This is a genomic window from Curtobacterium sp. L1-20 (assembly GCF_048755855.1).
In the GTDB taxonomy this organism is placed as follows: Bacteria; Actinomycetota; Actinomycetes; order Actinomycetales; family Microbacteriaceae; genus Curtobacterium.
The window spans coordinates 3,409,401-3,428,231 of record NZ_CP151473.1; the positions used below are offsets into that span (position 1 = coordinate 3,409,401).

General features: G+C 69.1%; 17 protein-coding genes, 1 tRNA gene and 1 pseudogene. 10 read left to right on the forward strand and 9 right to left on the reverse strand.

Features of this window, described 5'->3' with window-relative positions; genetic code table 11:
* Positions 1-2: 2 nt before the first annotated feature.
* On the reverse strand, positions 3-452 hold the full coding sequence (locus tag AAEP86_RS17495) for a MarR family winged helix-turn-helix transcriptional regulator (protein ID WP_420368550.1): 450 nt from the start codon (positions 450-452) through the stop codon (positions 3-5).
* A 150-nt stretch (positions 453-602) separates the two neighbouring features.
* Between AAEP86_RS17495 and AAEP86_RS17500 the strand changes: the two genes are divergently transcribed.
* From AAEP86_RS17500 to AAEP86_RS17515, 4 genes are all read left to right on the forward strand, one after another.
* Positions 603-1,841: an MFS transporter gene (locus tag AAEP86_RS17500; protein WP_420368551.1), complete on the forward strand. Its 1,239-nt coding sequence runs from the start codon at positions 603-605 to the stop codon at positions 1,839-1,841.
* 117 nt (positions 1,842-1,958) lie between these two features.
* Positions 1,959-3,725 (forward strand): hypothetical protein, encoded by a 1,767-nt coding sequence (locus AAEP86_RS17505; protein ID WP_420368552.1) that lies wholly within the window; start codon positions 1,959-1,961, stop codon positions 3,723-3,725.
* 20 nt (positions 3,726-3,745) lie between these two features.
* Complete coding sequence (locus AAEP86_RS17510; RefSeq protein ID WP_420368553.1) at positions 3,746-4,582, forward strand: glycoside hydrolase family 16 protein; 837 nt, start codon at positions 3,746-3,748, stop codon at positions 4,580-4,582.
* Positions 4,583-5,947: 1,365 nt separating this feature from the next.
* Positions 5,948-6,502, forward strand: a complete 555-nt coding sequence (locus tag AAEP86_RS17515; RefSeq protein WP_420368554.1) for a terpene synthase family protein — start codon at positions 5,948-5,950, stop codon at positions 6,500-6,502.
* 174 nt (positions 6,503-6,676) lie between these two features.
* Here AAEP86_RS17515 and dcd read toward each other — a convergent pair whose 3' ends face one another.
* The 3 genes from dcd to AAEP86_RS17530 are packed head-to-tail and all read right to left on the reverse strand — an operon-like array spanning position 6,677 to position 9,047.
* Complete coding sequence (dcd, locus tag AAEP86_RS17520) at positions 6,677-7,318, reverse strand: dCTP deaminase (protein ID WP_420368555.1); 642 nt, start codon at positions 7,316-7,318, stop codon at positions 6,677-6,679.
* A complete protein-coding gene (locus AAEP86_RS17525; protein ID WP_420368556.1) occupies positions 7,315-8,586 on the reverse strand; it encodes a hypothetical protein in 1,272 nt (423 codons plus the stop codon). Before AAEP86_RS17525 ends, dcd begins: the two co-directional genes overlap by 4 nt.
* Positions 8,583-9,047, reverse strand: coding sequence for a hypothetical protein (locus AAEP86_RS17530; RefSeq protein WP_420368557.1), 465 nt, complete (start codon positions 9,045-9,047; stop codon positions 8,583-8,585). The genes AAEP86_RS17525 and AAEP86_RS17530 overlap by 4 nt, the downstream gene beginning before the upstream one ends.
* A gap of 186 nt (positions 9,048-9,233) precedes the next feature.
* On the opposite strand from AAEP86_RS17530, the gene AAEP86_RS17535 reads away from it, so the two are divergent.
* The 3 genes from AAEP86_RS17535 to AAEP86_RS17545 are packed head-to-tail and all read left to right on the forward strand — an operon-like array spanning position 9,234 to position 10,098.
* Positions 9,234-9,449, forward strand: a complete 216-nt coding sequence (locus tag AAEP86_RS17535) for a hypothetical protein (RefSeq protein ID WP_420368558.1) — start codon at positions 9,234-9,236, stop codon at positions 9,447-9,449.
* On the forward strand, positions 9,446-9,802 hold the full coding sequence (locus AAEP86_RS17540; protein WP_420368559.1) for a hypothetical protein: 357 nt from the start codon (positions 9,446-9,448) through the stop codon (positions 9,800-9,802). Before AAEP86_RS17535 ends, AAEP86_RS17540 begins: the two co-directional genes overlap by 4 nt.
* A 14-nt stretch (positions 9,803-9,816) precedes the next feature.
* Complete coding sequence (locus AAEP86_RS17545; RefSeq protein WP_420368560.1) at positions 9,817-10,098, forward strand: hypothetical protein; 282 nt, start codon at positions 9,817-9,819, stop codon at positions 10,096-10,098.
* Positions 10,099-10,191: 93 nt separating this feature from the next.
* Here the strand turns inward: AAEP86_RS17545 and AAEP86_RS17550 are convergent, their stop codons facing one another.
* The 5 genes and pseudogenes from AAEP86_RS17550 to AAEP86_RS17570 form a co-directional block, all read right to left on the reverse strand.
* On the reverse strand, positions 10,192-10,575 hold the full coding sequence (locus AAEP86_RS17550; protein ID WP_420368561.1) for a hypothetical protein: 384 nt from the start codon (positions 10,573-10,575) through the stop codon (positions 10,192-10,194).
* 21 nt (positions 10,576-10,596) lie between these two features.
* Positions 10,597-10,922 (reverse strand): annotated as a pseudogene (locus AAEP86_RS17555) (SDR family NAD(P)-dependent oxidoreductase).
* A gap of 175 nt (positions 10,923-11,097) precedes the next feature.
* A tRNA-Ser gene (locus AAEP86_RS17560) sits at positions 11,098-11,187 on the reverse strand.
* Between the two features lie 321 nt (positions 11,188-11,508).
* The gene (locus AAEP86_RS17565; protein ID WP_420368562.1) at positions 11,509-12,183 is read right to left on the reverse strand and encodes a GntR family transcriptional regulator; all 675 of its coding nucleotides are present in this window, start codon (positions 12,181-12,183) and stop codon (positions 11,509-11,511) included.
* Positions 12,184-12,332: 149 nt separating this feature from the next.
* Positions 12,333-13,787 (reverse strand): MFS transporter, encoded by a 1,455-nt coding sequence (locus AAEP86_RS17570; protein WP_420368563.1) that lies wholly within the window; start codon positions 13,785-13,787, stop codon positions 12,333-12,335.
* A gap of 323 nt (positions 13,788-14,110) precedes the next feature.
* Between AAEP86_RS17570 and AAEP86_RS17575 the strand changes: the two genes are divergently transcribed.
* The 3 genes from AAEP86_RS17575 (at position 14,111) to AAEP86_RS17585 (ending at position 18,766) form a co-directional block, all read left to right on the forward strand.
* Positions 14,111-15,310 carry a cobalamin-independent methionine synthase II family protein gene (locus AAEP86_RS17575; RefSeq protein WP_420368564.1) on the forward strand — a complete coding sequence of 400 codons (1,200 nt, stop codon included), beginning with the start codon at positions 14,111-14,113 and terminating at the stop codon, positions 15,308-15,310.
* Positions 15,311-15,378: 68 nt separating this feature from the next.
* A complete protein-coding gene (locus AAEP86_RS17580; RefSeq protein ID WP_420368565.1) occupies positions 15,379-16,764 on the forward strand; it encodes a magnesium chelatase in 1,386 nt (461 codons plus the stop codon).
* Positions 16,757-18,766, forward strand: a complete 2,010-nt coding sequence (locus AAEP86_RS17585; protein ID WP_420368566.1) for a vWA domain-containing protein — start codon at positions 16,757-16,759, stop codon at positions 18,764-18,766. Before AAEP86_RS17580 ends, AAEP86_RS17585 begins: the two co-directional genes overlap by 8 nt.
* Positions 18,767-18,831: the final 65 nt, after the last annotated feature.

Here is an 18,831-nt window from a genome sequence, read left to right on the forward strand (position 1 = left end):
CGTCAGACCGACGCGCCCTCGAGACGGTCCACGGCGGCAGCGAGCTCCTCGAGCTCCGGCACCTCGCGCGCCTCGGCGAGCGCCTCCTCGAGTGCGGCGGCGTGGACCGGCGTGGCGTCGTCGAGCAGACGCTGCCCGGCGTGCGTGAGCTCGGTGTACAGCCCGCGCCGGTCGTCCGCGCAGAGGACGCGGGTGAGGAGCGCCCGTTCCTCGAGCCGGTTCACCAGTCGGGTCGTCGCGCTCGGGCTGAGTGCCGCGGCGCGGGCGAGCTGCTGCATGCGCATGTGGAAGCCGTCCTGACGGCGGAGCGCGTCGAGGACCGTGAACTCGACGACGGACAGGTCGACCTCACGCAGCGCACGCTCGAGGCGTGTCTCGATGAGCCCGTGCAGGGCGGCGAGCGTGCGCCAGCCGTGCGCGCGGACGGCGACCGACGTGTCGTCGACGGACATGGTGACCTCCTGGGGTTGGGGCAGGACGCGCAGCTCACGGGACGGCATTGATTGCTTGCGCGGATAGTCCGCGTGTGCAACTATCGGTACCCCGCGTCTGCAACAACCAGCGTACGCGGGCCACCTGCACCGCACAACGGAAGGACCCCCATGCCTGCGGGACTCATCGCCCTGGCCCTCGGCGGCTTCGGCATCGGCCTGACCGAGTTCGTGATCACCGGGCTGCTGCCCGAGGTCGCGGCCGACTACGGCGTCACCGAGACCACGGCGGGCTGGCTCGTGACCGGGTACGCCCTCGCCGTCATCGTGGGGGCCCTCGGCCTGACCGCCGCCACCACCCGACTCCCCCGCAAGCCCGTGCTGGTCGGCCTGCTCGTCCTGTTCGTCATCGGCAACGCGCTGTCCGCGCTCGCACCGGTCTACGGCGTGATGATGCTCGGCCGGGTCGTCGCCGCGCTCTGCCACGGTGCCTTCTTCGGCATCGGCTCCGTGGTCGCGTCGAACATGGTCGCGCGCGAGAAGCGGGCCTCCGCCGTCGCGCTGATGTTCACCGGCCTCACGGCGTCGAACGTCCTCGGTGTCCCCTTCGGCACCTTCCTCGGCCAGGCGCTCGGATGGCGCGCCACCTTCTGGGCCATCGCGGCGATCGGCGTCGTCGCGCTCGTCGGCGTGCTGGTGCTCGTGCCCGCGGTCCGCGTCACCGAGGCGCCCTCGCTCGCCCGGGAGCTCGGGGCCTTCCGCTCCGGCCAGGTCTGGATCTCGCTCGGCATCACCGTGCTCGGCTACGGCGGGATGTTCGGCGCCTTCACCTACATCGCGTACACGCTGACCTCGGTCTCCGGCTTCGCGTCGAGCGCCGTCCCGTGGCTCCTCGTCGTCTTCGGGGTCGGGCTGTTCGTCGGCAACGCCGTCGGCGGCAAGGCCGCGGCACGGTCGATCGACGGCACCCTCCTCGTGGTGCTCGTCGCCCTCACGGTCGTGCTCGCCCTGTTCGCCGTGGTCGCGACGTCACCCGTCCTGACCGTGATCGCCCTCGTCCTCATGGGCGCGTTCGGCTTCGCCACGGTGCCGGCGCTGCAGACCCGGGTCATGCAGTACGCCGACCACGCCCCGACCCTGGCGAGCGGCGCGAACATCGCGGCGTTCAACCTCGGCAACGCACTCGGTGCGTGGATCGGCGGTCTGACGATCGCCGCGGGTCTCGGGTACACCTCGCCGATCTGGGCCGGCGCCGGGATCACCGTCGCAGCGGTCGCGCTGACCACGGTCGCCGCGGCGGCGGCCCGTCGTGGTCGTCCCTCGGGCTCGGTCGCGGCGACGACGGGGAGCACCGCGGCGGAGAACACCGCCACGGCGAGCACCGCGACGGGGAGCACCGCGGCGGTCTGAGCGCCGCCACCGTTGTCCCCTGTTCGCCCGACTGACTGTGCGCCCGGACAGGTCTACCGTCTGTTGCGTGCGGCAACGACGCCGCACGATGACGAATCGAGCATCATGCAACGACGGATGAAGCAACTCGTCGCGGTGGCGCTGAGCGCAGGTGTCGTCGGGGCACTCGTGCCGGCGATCTCCGCCCAGGCGGTCACGACGAGCGACACCCCGGACTTCGGGAGCAACGTCAAGATCTACAGCCCCTCGACGCCGACCTCGACCATCCAGGCCGACGTCGACGCCGCATTCAACGCCCAGCTCCGCAGCCCCACCGCGCAGTTCGGCACGCAGCGGTCCGCGTTCCTCTTCAAGCCCGGCAGCTACGGCCGCGTCTGGGCGAACCTCGGGTTCTACACGTCGGTCGCCGGCCTCGGGAAGAACCCCGACGACGTCACGATCAACGGTGCGGTCAACGTCGACTCCGGCTGGAACGCCGGCGACGAGAAGAACGCGACGCAGAACTTCTGGCGGTCGGTCGAGAACGTGGCGATCGTCCCCGAGGGCGGCACCGACCGGTGGGCCGTGTCCCAGGCAGCGCCGATGCGCCGCGTCCACATCAAGGGCAACCTGACGATGGGCCCCTCGAACCAGGACGGCGGCCAGGGCTACTCGTCCGGCGGCTACATCGCCGACACCAAGGTCGACGGCACGGTCACGTCCGGTTCGCAGCAGCAGTGGTACACCCGCAACTCCACGCTCGGTTCGTGGCAGGGCGGCAACTGGAACATGACGTTCTCGGGCGTGCAGGGCGCTCCCGCGAACGACTTCTCGAAGAGCTACACGACGCTGGCGACCACGCCGACGACGCGCGAGAAGCCGTACCTCTACGTCGACTCGTCGAACAAGTACCACGTGTTCGTCCCGTCGCTCCGGCAGAACTCGAGCGGCATCACGTGGCCGGACACCGCCGGTACCGACATCCCGATGCGCAACTTCTACGTCGCCCACCCGGGCGACTCCGCCGCGACCATCAACAGTGCGCTCGCGCAGGGCCTGAACCTGTTCTTCACGCCGGGCACCTACCAGCTCAGCGCCGCCCTCAACGTCACCCGGGCGGACACGGTGGTGACGGGCATCGGCTTCCCGACGCTCGTGCCGACGGCGGGCAACGCGGTCCTGACGTCGTCCGACGTCGCCGGGGTGAACGTCTCGAACCTCGTGGTCGACGCCGGCACGCAGAACAGCGCCCAGCTGGTCCGCCTCGGCACGAGCGGATCCCACGTGGACCACGCCGCCGACCCGCAGAGCATCCAGGACGTGTTCTTCCGCGTCGGCTCGAGCATCCAGGGCAGGGCGACCACGACGCTGCAGATCAACGCCGACGACTCGCTCATCGACCACATCTGGGCCTGGCGCGCCGACCACGGCGGAGCCGCCACGGGCTGGACGGTCAACACCGGCGCGACCGGCGTCGAGGTGAACGGCAACGACGTCCTCGCCACCGGCCTCTTCGTCGAGCACTACCAGAAGTACGAAGTGCAGTGGAACGGCAACAACGGGAAGACGATCTTCTTCCAGAACGAGATGCCGTACGACGTGCCCGACAACGCCTCGTGGCAGAGCCCGACCGGAGCCGGCTACGCCGCGTACAAGGTCGCGTCGAACGTGACCAGCCACGAGATCTGGGGCGGCGGTGTCTACTGCTTCTTCAACACCAACCCGTCCGTGCACGCCGACCGCGCGTTCGAGGTACCGCAGACGGCCGGGGTGAAGGCCCACGGCCTGGTGACGGTGTCCCTCGGTGACGTCGGCAGCATCTCCAGCGTCGTCAACGGCATCGGTGGTGCCGTCCCGACCCCGGCCGGGAACACCGCTCCGAACCGCCTGACCTCGTACAACTGACCACCCGAGGAGGACCACCGATGACCAGCACCACCACGAAGCGACGGCTCGTCGCCCTCACGGTCGCGGGGGCTGCTGCCCTCGCGCTCGGCGTCACCCCGACCCTCACCGCGTCCGCCCCGGCGAACGCGGCGAACGGCGACGTCGTCTGGTCGCAGGACTTCGACGGCCCCGCCGGCACCGCGCCGGACCGGTCGGCGTGGACGAACGAGACCGGCGCCGGCGGCTGGGGCAACAACGAGCTGGAGAACTACACCGACTCACGCGACAACTCGGCGCTCGACGGCCAGGGCAACCTCGTCATCACGGCGAGGCGCGAGGCGGACGGCTCGTACACCAGCGCCCGCCTGACCACGCAGGGGAAGTACACGCCGCAGTACGGGCGCGTCGAGGCACGCATCCAGATCCCGCGCGGTCAGGGCATCTGGCCGGCGTTCTGGATGCTCGGCGCCGACCTGCCACAGGTCGGTTGGCCGAACTCCGGCGAGGTCGACGTGATGGAGAACGTCGGCTACGAACCGGCGACCGTCCACGGGACCGTGCACGGCCCCGGCTACTCCGGCGGTCAGGGCATCACGTCGAGCTACCAGCACCCGCAGGGGTGGTCGTTCGCGGACACGTTCCACACGTTCGCGGTCGACTGGAAGCCCGGCTCGATCACCTGGTCCGTCGACGGAGTCGCCTACAAGACGGTGACGACGGCCGACACGGGCAGCAACCCGTGGGTGTTCGACAAGCCGTTCTTCATCGTGCTGAACCTGGCGGTCGGCGGGAACTGGCCGGGGTACCCGGACGGGACGACGCAGTTCCCGCAGCAGATGAAGGTCGACTACGTCCGGGTGATCGACAACTCCTGACCGCACACCGCGACGACGCACGACGGCCGGCAGCCACCAGCGCTGCCGGCCGTCGTGCGTCGGCAGCGCCCCCGACGGCGGAAGCGCCGCGACTGGACGACGGAAGCGCCGCACTGGCACCACGGAGATCCCGCCCCGGAACGGCCGGCCGCCGCCGGCCAGCCCAGGAACGGCAAAAGCCCCTCCGTCCCGCATGACGCGGATCGAAAGGGCTTCTCGTGCGGGTAGTTGAGGAATGCCCTCAATCCCTGCAACCGCGCACAGTGTCCGCCCTGCTTGAGCATGACTGGCACAGCGGTGCTGGCCCATTTGGCACAGCAGGCCATCCACGACGGACGAGAAGCCGATGGCGGAGAGTGTCGACCGGCGGCTTGACATGCAGGATCGTTGCGGGATGCGCGGCGAAGCAGGGCGACTCCCAGAAGGAAGTTTCGGGAACAGAGCGAAGTGGGGTGAGCGGGAAGCGCAGAGGGCGTGGTGACGCGAAGTGGCCTTCCGGCGGTGAGCACGCCGACCTGACTGAGGCGTTTCGGAAGCGTCTCGCAGGAGGTCGCCGGTGGGGTTAGATCCTCGGGGCGGACGCTCGCACAGGCCAGGGATGACGCTGATTGGGCGTCGTCAGCAGCGAATGACCTTCTTGGAGGAGCTGATAGCAGCCAGCAAGAGCAGTACTGGGCCGTGATCAAGGGGGTTGGGTTCTCCGCCGCTAGGCACGTTCGGGAGCTGTTCGGGTTGCTCAAGGGCGGCTGTCCGGACGCGACGTCCCGCGTCCGGACACTTCATGAGTTCGCTGTGACCACCACTGTGGTGTTCGCTCGCGCGCCTCGCGTGAAGCACCGTTAAGACCGGAGCGTTTGAGAGCCGTCGATTAGCCGGATCGATTTCGGAGAACGGCCACTCGACGACGAGCGTGCCCGCGAGTGATAGGAGCCAGGTCGGGCCCGACTCCATGGTCTTGTTGCGCAGCAGCGCTAGCTGCATCCCCGCGGGTCGACGCCGCGGAGGACAAGGCGGAGTTCTTCCGACGGCTCGTTGCGAGCGGCAACCACAGCTGCGTCAATGGTTCGCCCGAACGGATTGGGGTCACTGGGAGCGGCACGCCGAGAAGGTCCAGCGGCATCGCATGTGCGCTCTCGCGGCGCGCGTACCCCGATTCGGACACCCCTCTGCTCTTTGCACAGTCCATGGCGTGGCTCACGGTGGTGGACGACGCTGTCGAACAATCGCACGACCGCGCGGACGAAGCAGTGCTCGCTCTGCAAGCGGAACATGGGGGCGAACAGTCGCCCACCGACTAGATTCGCAGTGGCCCGGTGGCGATCCTCGCTGAACTCTGACGGAACTCGTGCGCGGCATGTCGCCCGCATGGCAGCGCCGGCTGCAGACTCACATCGGCGATTGCTTCAACGTGAGCAGCTCTGGCACCGAGCGCGACTAAGCGGAGTCGCTCCCCCGCTCCGCCAGTACCTCGTCGCGCGACGACAGGATGGCCCCTTCACGGTCGGGCTTGACCTCATCGAACGGCAACTGTCATATGCCCTCCCGGACTGGATCTACGGCGACCGTCGTTTCCAGAACTGCTGGGAGGCTGCGGCAGACGTGGCAGCGTGGACCAACGACATCATCTCTGCTGAGCGCGAGCTTTCCCATGGGGACGTCGTGAATCTGGTTGCGGTGTTGCAAGCAGAAGGGCGGACTGAACCGCAGGCGTTCGATACGGCGATCGAGATGCTCGACCGTAGGATCGGCCACCTGCGTTCGCATGCCGCGCAGCTACGCGAGCAGCGCGAATCGGATGATCAGACTGTCCGGTGGGCCGACGCCCTGCTGCTCACGATCCGCGGTCTATACGACTGGTCAGCCAACACTGCTCGGTACTCACCCTGGCGCGCCTCGATCGGGTACCCCCTGCGCCCTTAACGCAGGACGTCCGGCAGCGAAGTACCGCGGCCCACAGATGCGCTTCACCTGCCTGCGTTTCCGGGTCAGTTCAGCCGAACTTCCGCCCCCTACGCGCTGCGGCATCGTCTGCCCCGACGCAGCGACGATCACGAGCCACACCGCGCTCCGGTCCACACGTGCCGGGGCTCGTGGTCAATGCCGCCGACGCTTGCCCTCCAGCCGCTCGCCCATACGAAGCAGCTTGTCGCGTTCGTTTCGCTCGCGAGCGAGGCGAGCTGCTTCTGGCCCCAGCGGACTGATGTATTTGTCCGACGAACGGTACGGGTCGGTGACCATGGATTCCGCACGCCAGAGCTGCAGCTGCGCGACGCGAAGGCCAGGTCGGAGAACGATCGGTGCGTTGCTCGTGTTCACCAGTTCCAACGTCAACATGCCACGGTATCCCGGTTGCACCACCACAGCGGTGGCGACGATGAGGCCGAGGCGGCCCCAGCTCGACCGGCTCAGCACCTGCCCGTGCATATTGTGAGGCATGCCAACGAACTCCAGCGTCGAGCCCAACAGGAACCCCTGCGGCGGCAGGGTGTACGTCCCTCCAAGCTGCACATAGGTGCGACGGCCCTCGCGGTAGCGGGAGAACGCATCATCGGCGACGACATCTACGACGCCGTCGTCCATCCGGTCGGTTTCCAGGAACTCAGTTCCTAGCCGCAGGTCGATCGTGCCCGGACCGACCTGCTGTTCGGCGTCCAGCAGCGGCGTGATGATGAGCTTCCGGTCAAGTTCGGTCTCAGCCATCGCGGCGTAGATCTCGTTCTCCAGTACCGCGGTCACGAGTCCCTCCAAAGCGTCACAACTCGCGACAGCTCCACCGTCTTCAGTACGACGGCGTTGCGACGCCGGTCCGCCGCCGCAGTGATCAAACCAGTCATGGAGTCACCGTGCTGGCGCAGCGCCGCCGCCCACGCGACCAGGATCGCGTGCCACGGCAGGATCGGATCGGCAGTCCCCCCGAGTTGCACAGGCGGAACCTCTGACTCGAGGAGCTTCATTGCCTCCGCGAATCGCTCTTGTTCCAGGGGCTGCAACGCACAGCAACGGTCGCCAGCAGCGGCCTTCATCCAGGGCAGCAAGATTTCCAGCGCCGACACCAAGGCAGCTGCTTCCTGGGATCGCTGCGGCTGAGCCTGGTCGGCCAGCTCTGACAGCACGCCCGGGCAGTGTTCCTCAAGGAAGGGGTCCCACCCCAGGTCGCCGAGGTAGTTCCGAACCCACCGAGCCCGTTCCAGGGTCGGCGGGTGCGAGGTGCTCGTCCGCGGCATCGACGGCGCATGCGCGAGAAGCGCAAGCAGGACCGACGGCCCGCAGAGACGCGTTGCAATCAGGTCGGCGAGAACCTCGCTCGACCAGTCGGTCAACTTCTGCGACCAGTTCTGGCGCACACGCGTCTGGTTCTCGCCGGCCTCGACGGGAAGGTCATGGAAAATCGCGCGGATCTGCTTGTTGGCAGCATCGTCCGGCGTGGGCAGCGACGCGAGCTTCTCAACCAAGTGCGCCGCCTCGTGGGCGATGATCGGAGCGAGCATCATGTTCGCCGGATCCAACGCTGGCAGCTCGAACACCACTGGCAGCGGTGGCCCGAACGACGTCGCATGCGCCTCAGCCCGCAGAAGCGTCGCCCCGTATCGGGTTCCCGGCACAGTTCGGATGAGCGCATCGACGCTCTGCCCGATCGGCGGCTGCTGCAAAAGGTCGGCGACCACCGTCTGGATGAGATCTGTCAACCCAACCGGAAGGTCTGTCCGACCGACAGCTTCCCCGTACATCGCGATGTAGATGCCGAGCTGCTCCAGGTCCTGCAACGTCACGTGCATCATCTCTGACGTGCTGCGACCGGTGATCTGCTCCACGATGGGATCCGCCTGCCCCCGCTCGGCCTGGATCAGCTTCAGGGCGTTGTCGCGGTCGGCCACAAGGCGACCCAGAAGAAACGCGGCGTACTCCAACGCGCGACCACCGCGCCCGACTGCCGTGTCATCGAGTGCTCGTTGCAGGGCGGCGATACGTTCATCGACGCTGGCGCGAATCGCGTCAGGGGTCATGACAGCTCGCGCCACGCCTCGAGCGCTTCATAGCGAGCGGTCAGCTGGCGGGCAAGCTCAAGCAGTACGTCCATCATCGCTACCAGACGGTCCCGGTCGATCTGCCCCGCCGCCAACTGGCGCAAGGTCGCCGCGACGGCGCCGGCAGCCGCCTGCGCTTCCGCGGCACCGGCCTCCGGCCCTGCGACGTTGCGCATCGCATCCGCAAGCGAGCGGGCTTTCCGCTGCGACGGAGTCACCAGCCAGGCGTCGTCATCCGTGCTCCAGAGAGACCCCAGCTCATCCGCGGCCGTCTCAAGAACACGACGGTCCTCGTCCGTACTCTCTCCGGTTACTGCGTTCGCGGCGGAGCGAAGGACATCGGTCAAGAACCGGGCAAGATCCCACAGATCCCGCTCCGTCCGAAGGCTGCCAGTCCCTATCGCGGCGTTCCGCGGTTCCCGGTCAACGATCCAACTCACGATGTCTGTCCCACGCGCTCACCGTACACGCGTGCGTCTCACCACAGTGGGACGACGCAAGCGTCTTCGCGGATCTCTACAGAACCGACACGATCGTTGTGGTGTACGTCAACGATACGGCCAACGTACGGCCAAGTGCCGTACAGTAGCCGTACCACACCACGAACCGACGGAGATGATGCACTCATGGCACGCGACTCTTCCAAACTCACTATCCGGCTCTCACCCGAGGTGGTATCCGTTCTTCGCGACCTCGCCGACAGCTCCGGCTCGTCGATGACTGACGTCGTCAAGAAGGCAATCTCCGACCGCAAGTACTTCTCGGACAAGCTCGAAGAGGGCAACGAGATCATCTTGCAGAAGCCGGGTGAGAGCACGCGAACGATCGTTGATCTGCGGTGAGCGACAGCGGCGACGCTCCCGTGTCGTCCGATCGCGGCGGGGCCGGTGCGCGTGATGACGCATCCGGCCCCGCCGTCACGGAAGGAGCGAAGATCAACGAGAGCCGTCCGATCATCGACGGTTCAATCACGGAGGATCCGCGCGACAGGGTTCGCAGGACCCTCGCGATCTTCCTCGTCTGCATCCTCGCGGGCACCATCCTCGCCGGACTGCTGATCTTCGCGTTCCGGAAGGCTCTGCAGCTAGACACTGAGGATGTCCGCGCCGTTGTCGAGGTCTTCTTCCCCTCAATCGTCACCCTCGTGGGTACGGTGATGGGTTTCTACTTCGGCACTGAACACCGCAACGACTAAGGAAGGGCACCGGGATGCGCACACTCCTCATCGGGTACGACCTCAGCGACACCAGCTCCGAGGCCTACGAGGCGGTCGCCGTCGCCATCAAAGCGAACGTGACCGCGTGGTGGCATCACCTCGACTCCACCTGGATCGTTCGAACCCGACTGGACCCCGTGGCGTTCCGGGATGCGCTCCGGTCAGCCCTGCCAAGAGCGAGCGAAGTGTTCGTCGCTGACATCACCGACAGCGCCACCGCGTGGCGAGGCTTCTCGGACAGCGGCACGAACTGGCTCGAGCGAAACCTGGGATAGCGAGTTCCCGACACGGGCACTGAGGAGGTGAGCGCCGCGAACCATTCCCGGCCCAGATGCCGCCGACGCGCTCCAGTTCCTGACCTGCCATAGTCAAGCACCAGCGGTTGGATCGAGCTGCGCGGGGGTCGCGTCAGCCGCGGTCGTCGACCGAATCAGTTCCTCCCACCGCTCATCGGACGCCAGCAGCGCCCGCCCTGCGGCCGTCGCGAGCGTGTAGGCGTCCGGCCCGACGAGCAGCCGCAGCGGCGGCTCGCCCATCCCGACAACGTGCAGCACGAGGTCGGCGACGAGGTCGGGGCCGCTCGCCCCGATGTTGTCGCTCCCGTGCATCCGCGCCGAGGCCCCGACGGTCGCCTGGCACTCCGGCCGCACGGCGTCGACGCGCCTAGACGACCCGGCCCAGTCGGTGCGCATCCCGCCCGGCTCCATCACAGTGACGTGGATCCCGAGCGGGGCGACCTCCGTGGCGAGCACGGAGGAGAACCCGCCGACGGCCTACTTCGCAGTTTGGTACGCGCCGAGGCCCGGGCTCGCGAGACGGCCGCCCACCGACGAGACCTGCACGACGTGCCCCGAGCCCTGCTCCCGCATCACCGGCAGCGCCGCCCGCGTCAGTGTCACGACCCCGAACAAGTTCGTCTCAACCTGGGCCCGGAAGTCGTCGGGGTCGCCGTCCTCGATGCTGGCGAGGTTGGCGTAGCCGCGTTGTTCACCAGCACATCGAGCCGCCCGAATCGCTGGACGGCGGTGTCGACCGAAGCCTGTGCGGCGGCAGGATCGGTGACGTCGAGCGAGACAGAAAATCCCAGATCACGCCACACAGTGGGATGGGATCAAGGGGGCAGGAGCCGCACTCAGGTGCTGGGACAGCCGGCCGACTCACCTGAATCATCAGGCCGCAGCACTCAGCTGATCGGGCACCGATCCGCGGGCTGACGCGGATCGGCCGCCACTTTCCTCAATGGGTAGCTGCGACTTTCCCCAACTACCCTCGTGCGGAGACGGAGGGATTTGAACCCTCGGTCCCCTCAAAGGGGACTCCACCTTAGCAGGGTGGTGCACTCGGCCGGACTATGCGACGTCTCCATGCACTCTCGCGAGTGCTCCGACCACCATACAGGAGGACGGCCCGGGTCTCGACCACGGGATCCTCGCCGATCGCGGGTCGGTCCCCCGAAGTGGGGACACGAAGGGGTTGTCCCTGCGTACCCCGCTGCATAGCATCATCGGGACGCGGCGATCACGTTCCGGAGGCCAGCCTCCGTAGTCGCGACACAGCACCGACGTCGCTCCCCGCTGCCGAGCCCGACGCGCCCGATCGTGTGGCGCTCAGCCGGGGAGCGACCTCCTGGGGGCGCGGCCCACCACCGCGCCCCCACCTTCGGTCCTCACACGCCCGCGCGGCGATCAGGCAGCCGACCGGAAGCGGTCCGGCAGCGTGATGAGCGCGGAGGCGAGCTCGACCAGCACGGCCGCGCACTCGTCGAGCGCATCGGCCTCGGCCGCGCGCACGGCCCGCTCGACGAGCCGCATCCGTGCCCGTCGGTCGACCGCCGCGTCGATCCCGTTCGCGATCGCGACGTCGTCCTTGTAGAAGGCGTCGAGCACAGCGCGCTGCGACGACAACCAGTCGGCGCTGACGGCGGCACCGTGCCGACGGAGCCACCATGCTCCGAGCTCGACGAAGGCGCCGCCCTCGGTGCTGCACTCCCGCAGCCACGCCGTGGTGAACCGCTCGTCGCCGGCCGTCGGACCCGTCGACGGATCGGTGATCATCGTCCGCGCGATCCGGAGGCGCTCGGTCATGTGCTCGACGGTCCAGTGCATGATCACCACGCCGACGTAGCGCTGCACCGTGACGAGCCGGAGCGCCTCGAGCGGGACGAGTGCTTCGCGGACGGGCGTCCGCGAGACGCGCATGTCGTCCGCGATGTCGTCGAGCCGGACGCGCTGCCCCCGCCGGTAGACCCCGCGCAGGACGTCGTCGAGCAACCGCGCGAACACGGCGTCGCGCAGCAGGCTCCGCCGGATGCCGTTCGGGTCGTCCTCGCCCCGACCAGGGCGGCTCGGTGCTCGGTCCATGTCGCCAGGGTCACGCACGACCGGCGCCGCTGGGGTGCGAGGAGGTCGGATGGTGGACGGTGCCGTCGGCGGTCGCCGTGTGGAGGAGTGCCATGCGGCGACGATGGCAGCCACCGTCGCCGCACGCTAAACACTCCGTATACGGAATGCTACTTCCGGGCGCCGTCCGCTTCCTTCGTCAGGACCGAGAGCGGTTGCGTGATGTCCTCGAGTCCCTTCCGCGCGGAGTCCACCCCGAAGATCAGCGCCACGATCCCGCCGACGATCATCACCGCGGACCCGAGCAGGTACCCCCAGAAGAGCGGCTCGCGCGAGGACCCGTCGCCGATGAACGCTCCGTAGATCGCCGGGGCGAGCGCCCCGAAGATCTGCGCGAGGGCGAAGAAGTACGAGATCGCCTGCGACCGGAGCTCGAGCGGGAAGATCTCGCTGACCGTGAGGTACGCACTCGACGCACCGGCCGAGGCGAAGAAGAACGACACGCACCAGAAGACGACCTGCACGGTGGCGCTGATCGCGTCCGCGCGGAACAGGAACGCCGACGTCGCCAGGACGAGCCCGGACACCAGGTACGTCAGGAAGATCATCTGCCGGCGACCCCAGGTGTCGAAGAACCGGCCGAGGATGATCGGACCGAGCAGGTTGCCGATCGCGAACGGGAAGAAGTACACCGACGTCTCCGCCGTCTTGAGCCCGAAGAAGTTCGTCAGGACGAGCGCGTACGTGAAGAAGATCGCGTTGTAGAGGAAGGCCTGCGTGATCATCATCGTGGCGCCGACGAGTGTGCGCGTCGGGTACTGGCGCAGGAGGACCCGCGCGATGGTCAGGAACCCGACGCGGTCCATCGGCGTCACCGTCAACGCCTTCGACTGGTCGACGTCGGGCAGTCGGTGCCCCGTCGACCGCTCCACCGACTCCTCGATCTGCGTGACGGTGGCGTCGGCCTCCTCCTCGCGCCCGTGCGTCATCAACCACCGCGGACTCTCGGGGATGTGTCGTCGCAGGAAGATGATCGCGATGCCGAGCACCGGGCCGAGGAAGAAGCCGATGCGCCAGCCGATGTTCTCGGCGAAGTGGGCGGTGTCGAGCAGGTAGATGTTCGCGAACGCGCCGAGCGCGGCGCCGCCCCAGTAGGTGCCGTTGATGGCGATGTCCACGTGGCCGCGGTACTTCGACGGGATCAGCTCGTCGATCGCCGAGTTGATCGCCGCGTACTCGCCGCCGATGCCGAGGCCGGCCACGAACCGGAACGCCGCGAGGAACCAGAAGTCCTGGGCGAGCCCGGCGATGCCCGAACCGATGAGGTAGATGGCCAGCGTGAGGATGAAGAGCTTCCGCCGACCGAGTCGGTCCGACATGCGGCCGAACACGATTGCGCCGACCACCTGGCCGACGAGGTAGATCGTCCCGAGGGACGTCACCTGCTGTGTCGACAGGTCCAGGTCGGCCTGGAAGCCGGCGTTGGACACGATCTGGATCTCCAGACCGTCCAGGATCCACGAGACCCCGAGTCCGACGACGACACTCCAGTGGAACCGTGTCCACGGCAGTCTGTCCATCCTGGCGGGCACCAGGCTCTTGATCGCCCCGTCTGTGCTGCTCACGAGTGGGGAACGTACGCCGGGATCGTCCAGCGTGTTCACATCGACAACGGACGTCGCTGACGGAGGGGCCGGACCCGGAGCCGGATCCCCCTATCGAATCCGGCTCCGGTGCCGACGCCCCATCATCGCCGCTGCCGTCGGCAGCCACAAACCCCTGGACGGGAGGCACGGCGCCGGCCCGTGCCGTCCCTCCGGTCCGCACGTGCGGACGGGAGGCGCGGTGCCGGCCCGCGCCGCGCCTCCCGTCCGCCACCCGGTGGCGCCCACCGACGCGGGCCGACACATCCGTACCGGACGGCAGCCACCTCGCTACCGTGACAGGGGTGCCGCTGCAGAACTCGACCGACCGCATCCTGACCACCCACACCGGTTCGCTCCCCCGGACGCCGGAGCTCACCGCCCTCCTCGTCGCGCGTGACCAGGGGAAGCCGTACGACGAGCAGGCGCTCCGCGACGAGACGGCGGCCGTGCTGGCCCGCACCGTCGACGCGCAGCTCGACGCCGGGCTCGACGTCGTCAACGACGGCGAGGTGCCCAGGGTCGGCTTCTCGACCTACATCCGCGAACGGCTGTCCGGCTTCGGCGGCTCCGGCCACCGCAAGCCGACCCTCGACTCGGTGAAGTTCCCCGAGTACGCGGCGTTCCAGGCCCGTCAGATCGACGAGGGCGCCGAGTTCGCCCGGGTCTGGGACACCCCGGTCGCCCAGGGACTGCTCGAGTACGACCAGGAGCGCGCCGGCATCCGCGAGGACCTCGACGGCTTCGAGCGGGAACTCGCCCGCAACGCGGCGGCCGGACGCACGCCCGCCGGGACCTTCATCTCGGCGGCGACGCCGGGCATCGTCGCCACGACGCTGCTGCTCGACGACGCGAACCCGCACTACGCCGACCACCGCGAGTACGTCTTCGCGCTCGCTGAGCAGCTCCGCGTCGAGTACGAGGAGATCGTCGCGCGCGGGCACGTCCTCCAGCTCGACGCCCCGGACCTGGCGATGGAGCGCGTGATCCACTTCGGCGACGCGTCGCTCGACGAGTTCCTCGCCGCGGTCGACCTGCACGTCGACGCCCTCAACCACGCACTGCGGAACATCCCGAAGGAGCAGACCCGTCTGCACGTCTGCTACGGCAACTGGCAGGGGCCGCACCAGGACGACGTCCCGGTGGACGTGCTGCTGCCGCACCTCTACCGCGCCGAGGTCGGCTCCTTCAGCATCCCGTTCGGCAATCCGCGGCACGCGCACGAGTTCCCCGCGTTCCGCGACCTCCCGCTGCCGGAGGACGCCGTCCTGGTCCCCGGCGTGATCGACGTGACGACGAACTACCTCGAGCACCCGCAGCTCGTCGCGAACCGCATCGTCGAGGCCGCCGAGGCCGTCGGCGACCCCACCCGCATCGTCGCCGGGACCGACTGCGGCCTGGCGACCTTCGCGAGCTACGAGTTCGTCGCGTCCGACGTGGCGTGGGCGAAGCTCCGCGCGCTCACCGAGGGCGCCGCGATCGCGAGCGAGCGCCTGTTCGGCTGACGCGGCCGCGCTCGCCCTGGGCGAACAGGGGGGCAGGTTCGTCGGCGGTCAGGCGTAGCGTCGGCGACGTGACCCGACCCTCCATCAGAACGGTCGGCGAGCTCCGCGCCTCTGGTCACGTCCAGAAGTCGGTCCGCGCCGAGATCCGCGACAACCTCCTCACCGCCCTCCGCGAGGGCCGAGACCCCTGGCCCGGCCTGCACGGCTTCGCCACCACCGTCGTCCCGCAGCTCGAACGAGCCCTCATCGCCGGCCACGACGTCGTCCTGCTCGGCGAGCGCGGGCAGGGCAAGACCCGCCTGCTCCGCACGCTGCAGGGACTCCTCGACGAGTGGACGCCCGTGATCGAGGGTTCCGAGCTCGGCGAGCACCCCTTCGAACCGATCACCACCGCCAGCACCCGGCGAGCCGAGGAGCTCGGCGACGCGATGCCGATCGCGTGGCGCCACCGCGACGACCGCTACGTCGAGAAGCTCGCGACGCCGGACACCTCCGTCGCCGACCTCATCGGCGACGTCGACCCGATGAAGGTGGCGGAGGGCCGCAGCCTCGGCGACCCGGAGACGATCCACTTCGGCCTGGTCCCCCGCGGCCACCGCGGCATCGTCGCCATCAACGAGCTGCCCGACCTCGCCGAGCGCATCCAGGTCGCGATGCTCAACATCATGGAAGAGCGCGACGTGCAGATCCGTGGCTACGTGCTGCGGCTCCCGCTGGACGTCCTCGTCGTCGCGAGCGCCAACCCCGAGGACTACACGAACCGCGGCCGGATCATCACGCCGCTGAAGGACCGCTTCGGCGCCGAGATCCGGACGCACTACCCGATCGAGCTCGAGGACGAGATCGCCGTCATCCGGCAAGAGGCCCAGCTCACCGCCGACGTGCCGGACGCCCTCATCGAGATCCTCGCGCGCTTCACACGGGCGCTGCGGGCGTCGAGCGCCGTGGACCAGCGGAGCGGCGTGAGCGCCCGGTTCTCGATCGCCGGGGCCGAGACGGTCTCCGCCGCCGCCGTGCACCGAGCGGCGCGCCAGGGCGAGGAGCACGCGGTCGCCCGGCCGATCGACCTCGAGACCGCCGTCGACGTGCTCGGTGGCAAGATCGAGTTCGAGAACGGCGAGGAGGACCGCGCCGACGAGGTGCTCGAGCACCTGCTCCGGACGGCCACGGCCGAGACGGTCCGTTCGCGGTTCCGCGGGCTCGACTTCGCCGTCCTGGTCGAGGCGCTCGACGGCGGCACCATGGTGACCACGGGCGAGCAGGTCAGCGCCCGGGCCTTCCTCGAAGGGCTGCCGTCGATCGGTGAGTCCGACCTGTACGACCAGGTGTGCGACCGACTCGGCGCGACGAACGACGGCGAGCGGGCCGGCGCGATCGAGCTCGCCCTCGAGGGCCTCTACCTGGCACGGCGCATCAGCAAGGAGTCCGGCGGGGGCGACGCCGTCTATGGCTAGGCAGAACCGCCGCCTGTCGCGCGACGCCCGCTACGGCAAGTACGACGACGGACCGGATCCGCTCGCACCCCCGGTCGACCTCGCCGAGGCCCTCGACGCCATCGGCGAGGACGTCATGGGCGGCACCTCGCCCGAGCGCGCCATCCGCGAGTTCCTTCGGCGCGGCGGCCGCGACCAGCGCGGACTCGACGACCTGGCCCGTCGCGTCGCCGAACGGCGCCGCGAGCTCACGGCGAAGAACAACCTCGACGGCACGCTGCAGCAGGTCAAGCAGCTGCTCGACGAGGCGGTGCTCGCCGAACGTGGCCAGCTCGCGCGCGACACCGACATCGACGACGGCGACCGTGCCCTCGCCGAGATGCAGCTCGACAGCCTCTCCCCGTCACCGGCCTCCGCCGTGCAGGAGCTCAGCGGCTACGACTGGAAGAGCCCCACCGCGCGGCAGAAGTACGAGGAGATCAAGGACCTGCTCGGCCGCGAGATGCTCGACCAGCGCTTCGCCGGCATGAAGCAGGCGCTCGAGAACGCTTCCGACGAGGACCGCGCGGCCGTTGCGGCGATGATGCGCGACCTCAACGCACTGCTCGAGGCGCACCGCGCGGGCACGGACTCGCAGGAGCAGTTCGACGCGTTCATGGCGGAGCACGGCGCGTACTTCCCCTCGAACCCGCAGAACGTCGAGGAGTTGCTCGACGACCTCGCCGCCCGCGCCGCCGCCGCCCAGCGGATGCGGAACTCGATGACCCAGGAGCAGCGTGACGAGCTCGACGCGCTGGCCCAGCAGGCGTTCGGCTCGCCGGACCTGATGGGGCAGCTCGGACAGCTCGACGAGAACCTCCGATCGCTCCGCCCCGGCGAGGACTGGGGCGGCTCCGAGCGGATGGACGGCGAGCAGGGACTCGGGCTGGGCGACGGGACCGGGGTGTTCCAGGACATCGCGGACCTCGATGCCCTCGCCGACCAGATCGCGCAGTCCGGCCCGGGCTCCGACCTCGACGACCTCGACCTGGACGCCCTCGCGCGGCAGCTCGGCAACGAGGCGGCCGTCGACGCGAAGACGCTGCAGCAGCTCGAGAAGGCACTCCGGAACTCCGGGGCGATGCGCCGTGGGGCCGACGGGCAGCTCCGGCTCACCCCGAAGGCCATGCGCCAGCTCGGCAAGAGCCTGCTCAAGGACGTCGCCCAGCGGATGTCCGGCCGGCAGGGCGCCCGCGACCTCCGTCGCTCCGGTGCCGCCGGGGAACCGTCGGGCTCGACCCGGCAGTGGCAGTACGGCGACACCGAACCGTGGGACGTCACCCGGTCGATCACGAACGCCCTCACCCGCACGGCCGCGTCCGGTCGAATCGGCCCCGGCGTCCGGCTCGAGATCGACGACGTCGAGGTGCAGGAGACCGAGGCGCGGACCCAGGCCTGCGTCGCGCTGCTCGTCGACACGTCGTTCTCGATGGCGATGGAGGACCGTTGGGTGCCGATGAAGCGCACGGCGCTGGCGCTCCACACGCTCGTCTCGACGCGGTTCCGGGGCGACGACCTGCAGCTCATCGCCTTCGGGCGCGAGGCCGAGGTGATGGACATCGAGCAGCTCGTCGGGCTCGACGCCATGTGGGACAAGGGCACGAACCTGCACCACGCCCTGCTGCTCGCCAACCGCCACTTCCGCAAGCACTTGGCGGCGCAACCCGTGCTGCTCATCGTCACGGACGGCGAGCCGACGTCGCACCTCGAACCGAACGGGCAGGTCTGGTTCGGCTACCCGCCGGACCCGATCACGATCGCTCTCTCCGTCCGCGAACTCGAGAACGCCGGACGGCTCGGCGCGCAGACGACCTTCTTCCGGCTCGGCGACGACCCCGGCCTCGCACGGTTCGTCGACGCGATGGCGAAGCGCGTGGACGGCAGGGTGGTGGCGCCCGAGAACGACGACCTCGGGGTCGCGGTCGTCGGCTCCTACCTCGGAGCGCGCCGCGGCAGCCTGTTCGGGGACGACTGGGCGGTCTGACGCGGTTCGCGTCGGACAGGAGGCACGTGGCGGGGCCGCCACGCGCCTCCCGTCCGGCGAGCGGT

Coding starts and splice junctions, on each gene's coding strand:
- AAEP86_RS17495 (WP_420368550.1), bottom strand. CDS start 452: ATGTCCGTCGACGACACGTCGGTCGCCGTCCGCGCGCACGGCTGGCGC.
- AAEP86_RS17500 (WP_420368551.1), top strand. CDS start 603: ATGCCTGCGGGACTCATCGCCCTGGCCCTCGGCGGCTTCGGCATCGGC.
- AAEP86_RS17505 (WP_420368552.1), top strand. CDS start 1,959: ATGAAGCAACTCGTCGCGGTGGCGCTGAGCGCAGGTGTCGTCGGGGCA.
- AAEP86_RS17510 (WP_420368553.1), top strand. CDS start 3,746: ATGACCAGCACCACCACGAAGCGACGGCTCGTCGCCCTCACGGTCGCG.
- AAEP86_RS17515 (WP_420368554.1), top strand. CDS start 5,948: ATGGCAGCGCCGGCTGCAGACTCACATCGGCGATTGCTTCAACGTGAG.
- AAEP86_RS17525 (WP_420368556.1), bottom strand. CDS start 8,586: ATGACCCCTGACGCGATTCGCGCCAGCGTCGATGAACGTATCGCCGCC.
- AAEP86_RS17535 (WP_420368558.1), top strand. CDS start 9,234: ATGGCACGCGACTCTTCCAAACTCACTATCCGGCTCTCACCCGAGGTG.
- AAEP86_RS17545 (WP_420368560.1), top strand. CDS start 9,817: ATGCGCACACTCCTCATCGGGTACGACCTCAGCGACACCAGCTCCGAG.
- AAEP86_RS17565 (WP_420368562.1), bottom strand. CDS start 12,183: ATGGACCGAGCACCGAGCCGCCCTGGTCGGGGCGAGGACGACCCGAAC.
- AAEP86_RS17585 (WP_420368566.1), top strand. CDS start 16,757: ATGGCTAGGCAGAACCGCCGCCTGTCGCGCGACGCCCGCTACGGCAAG.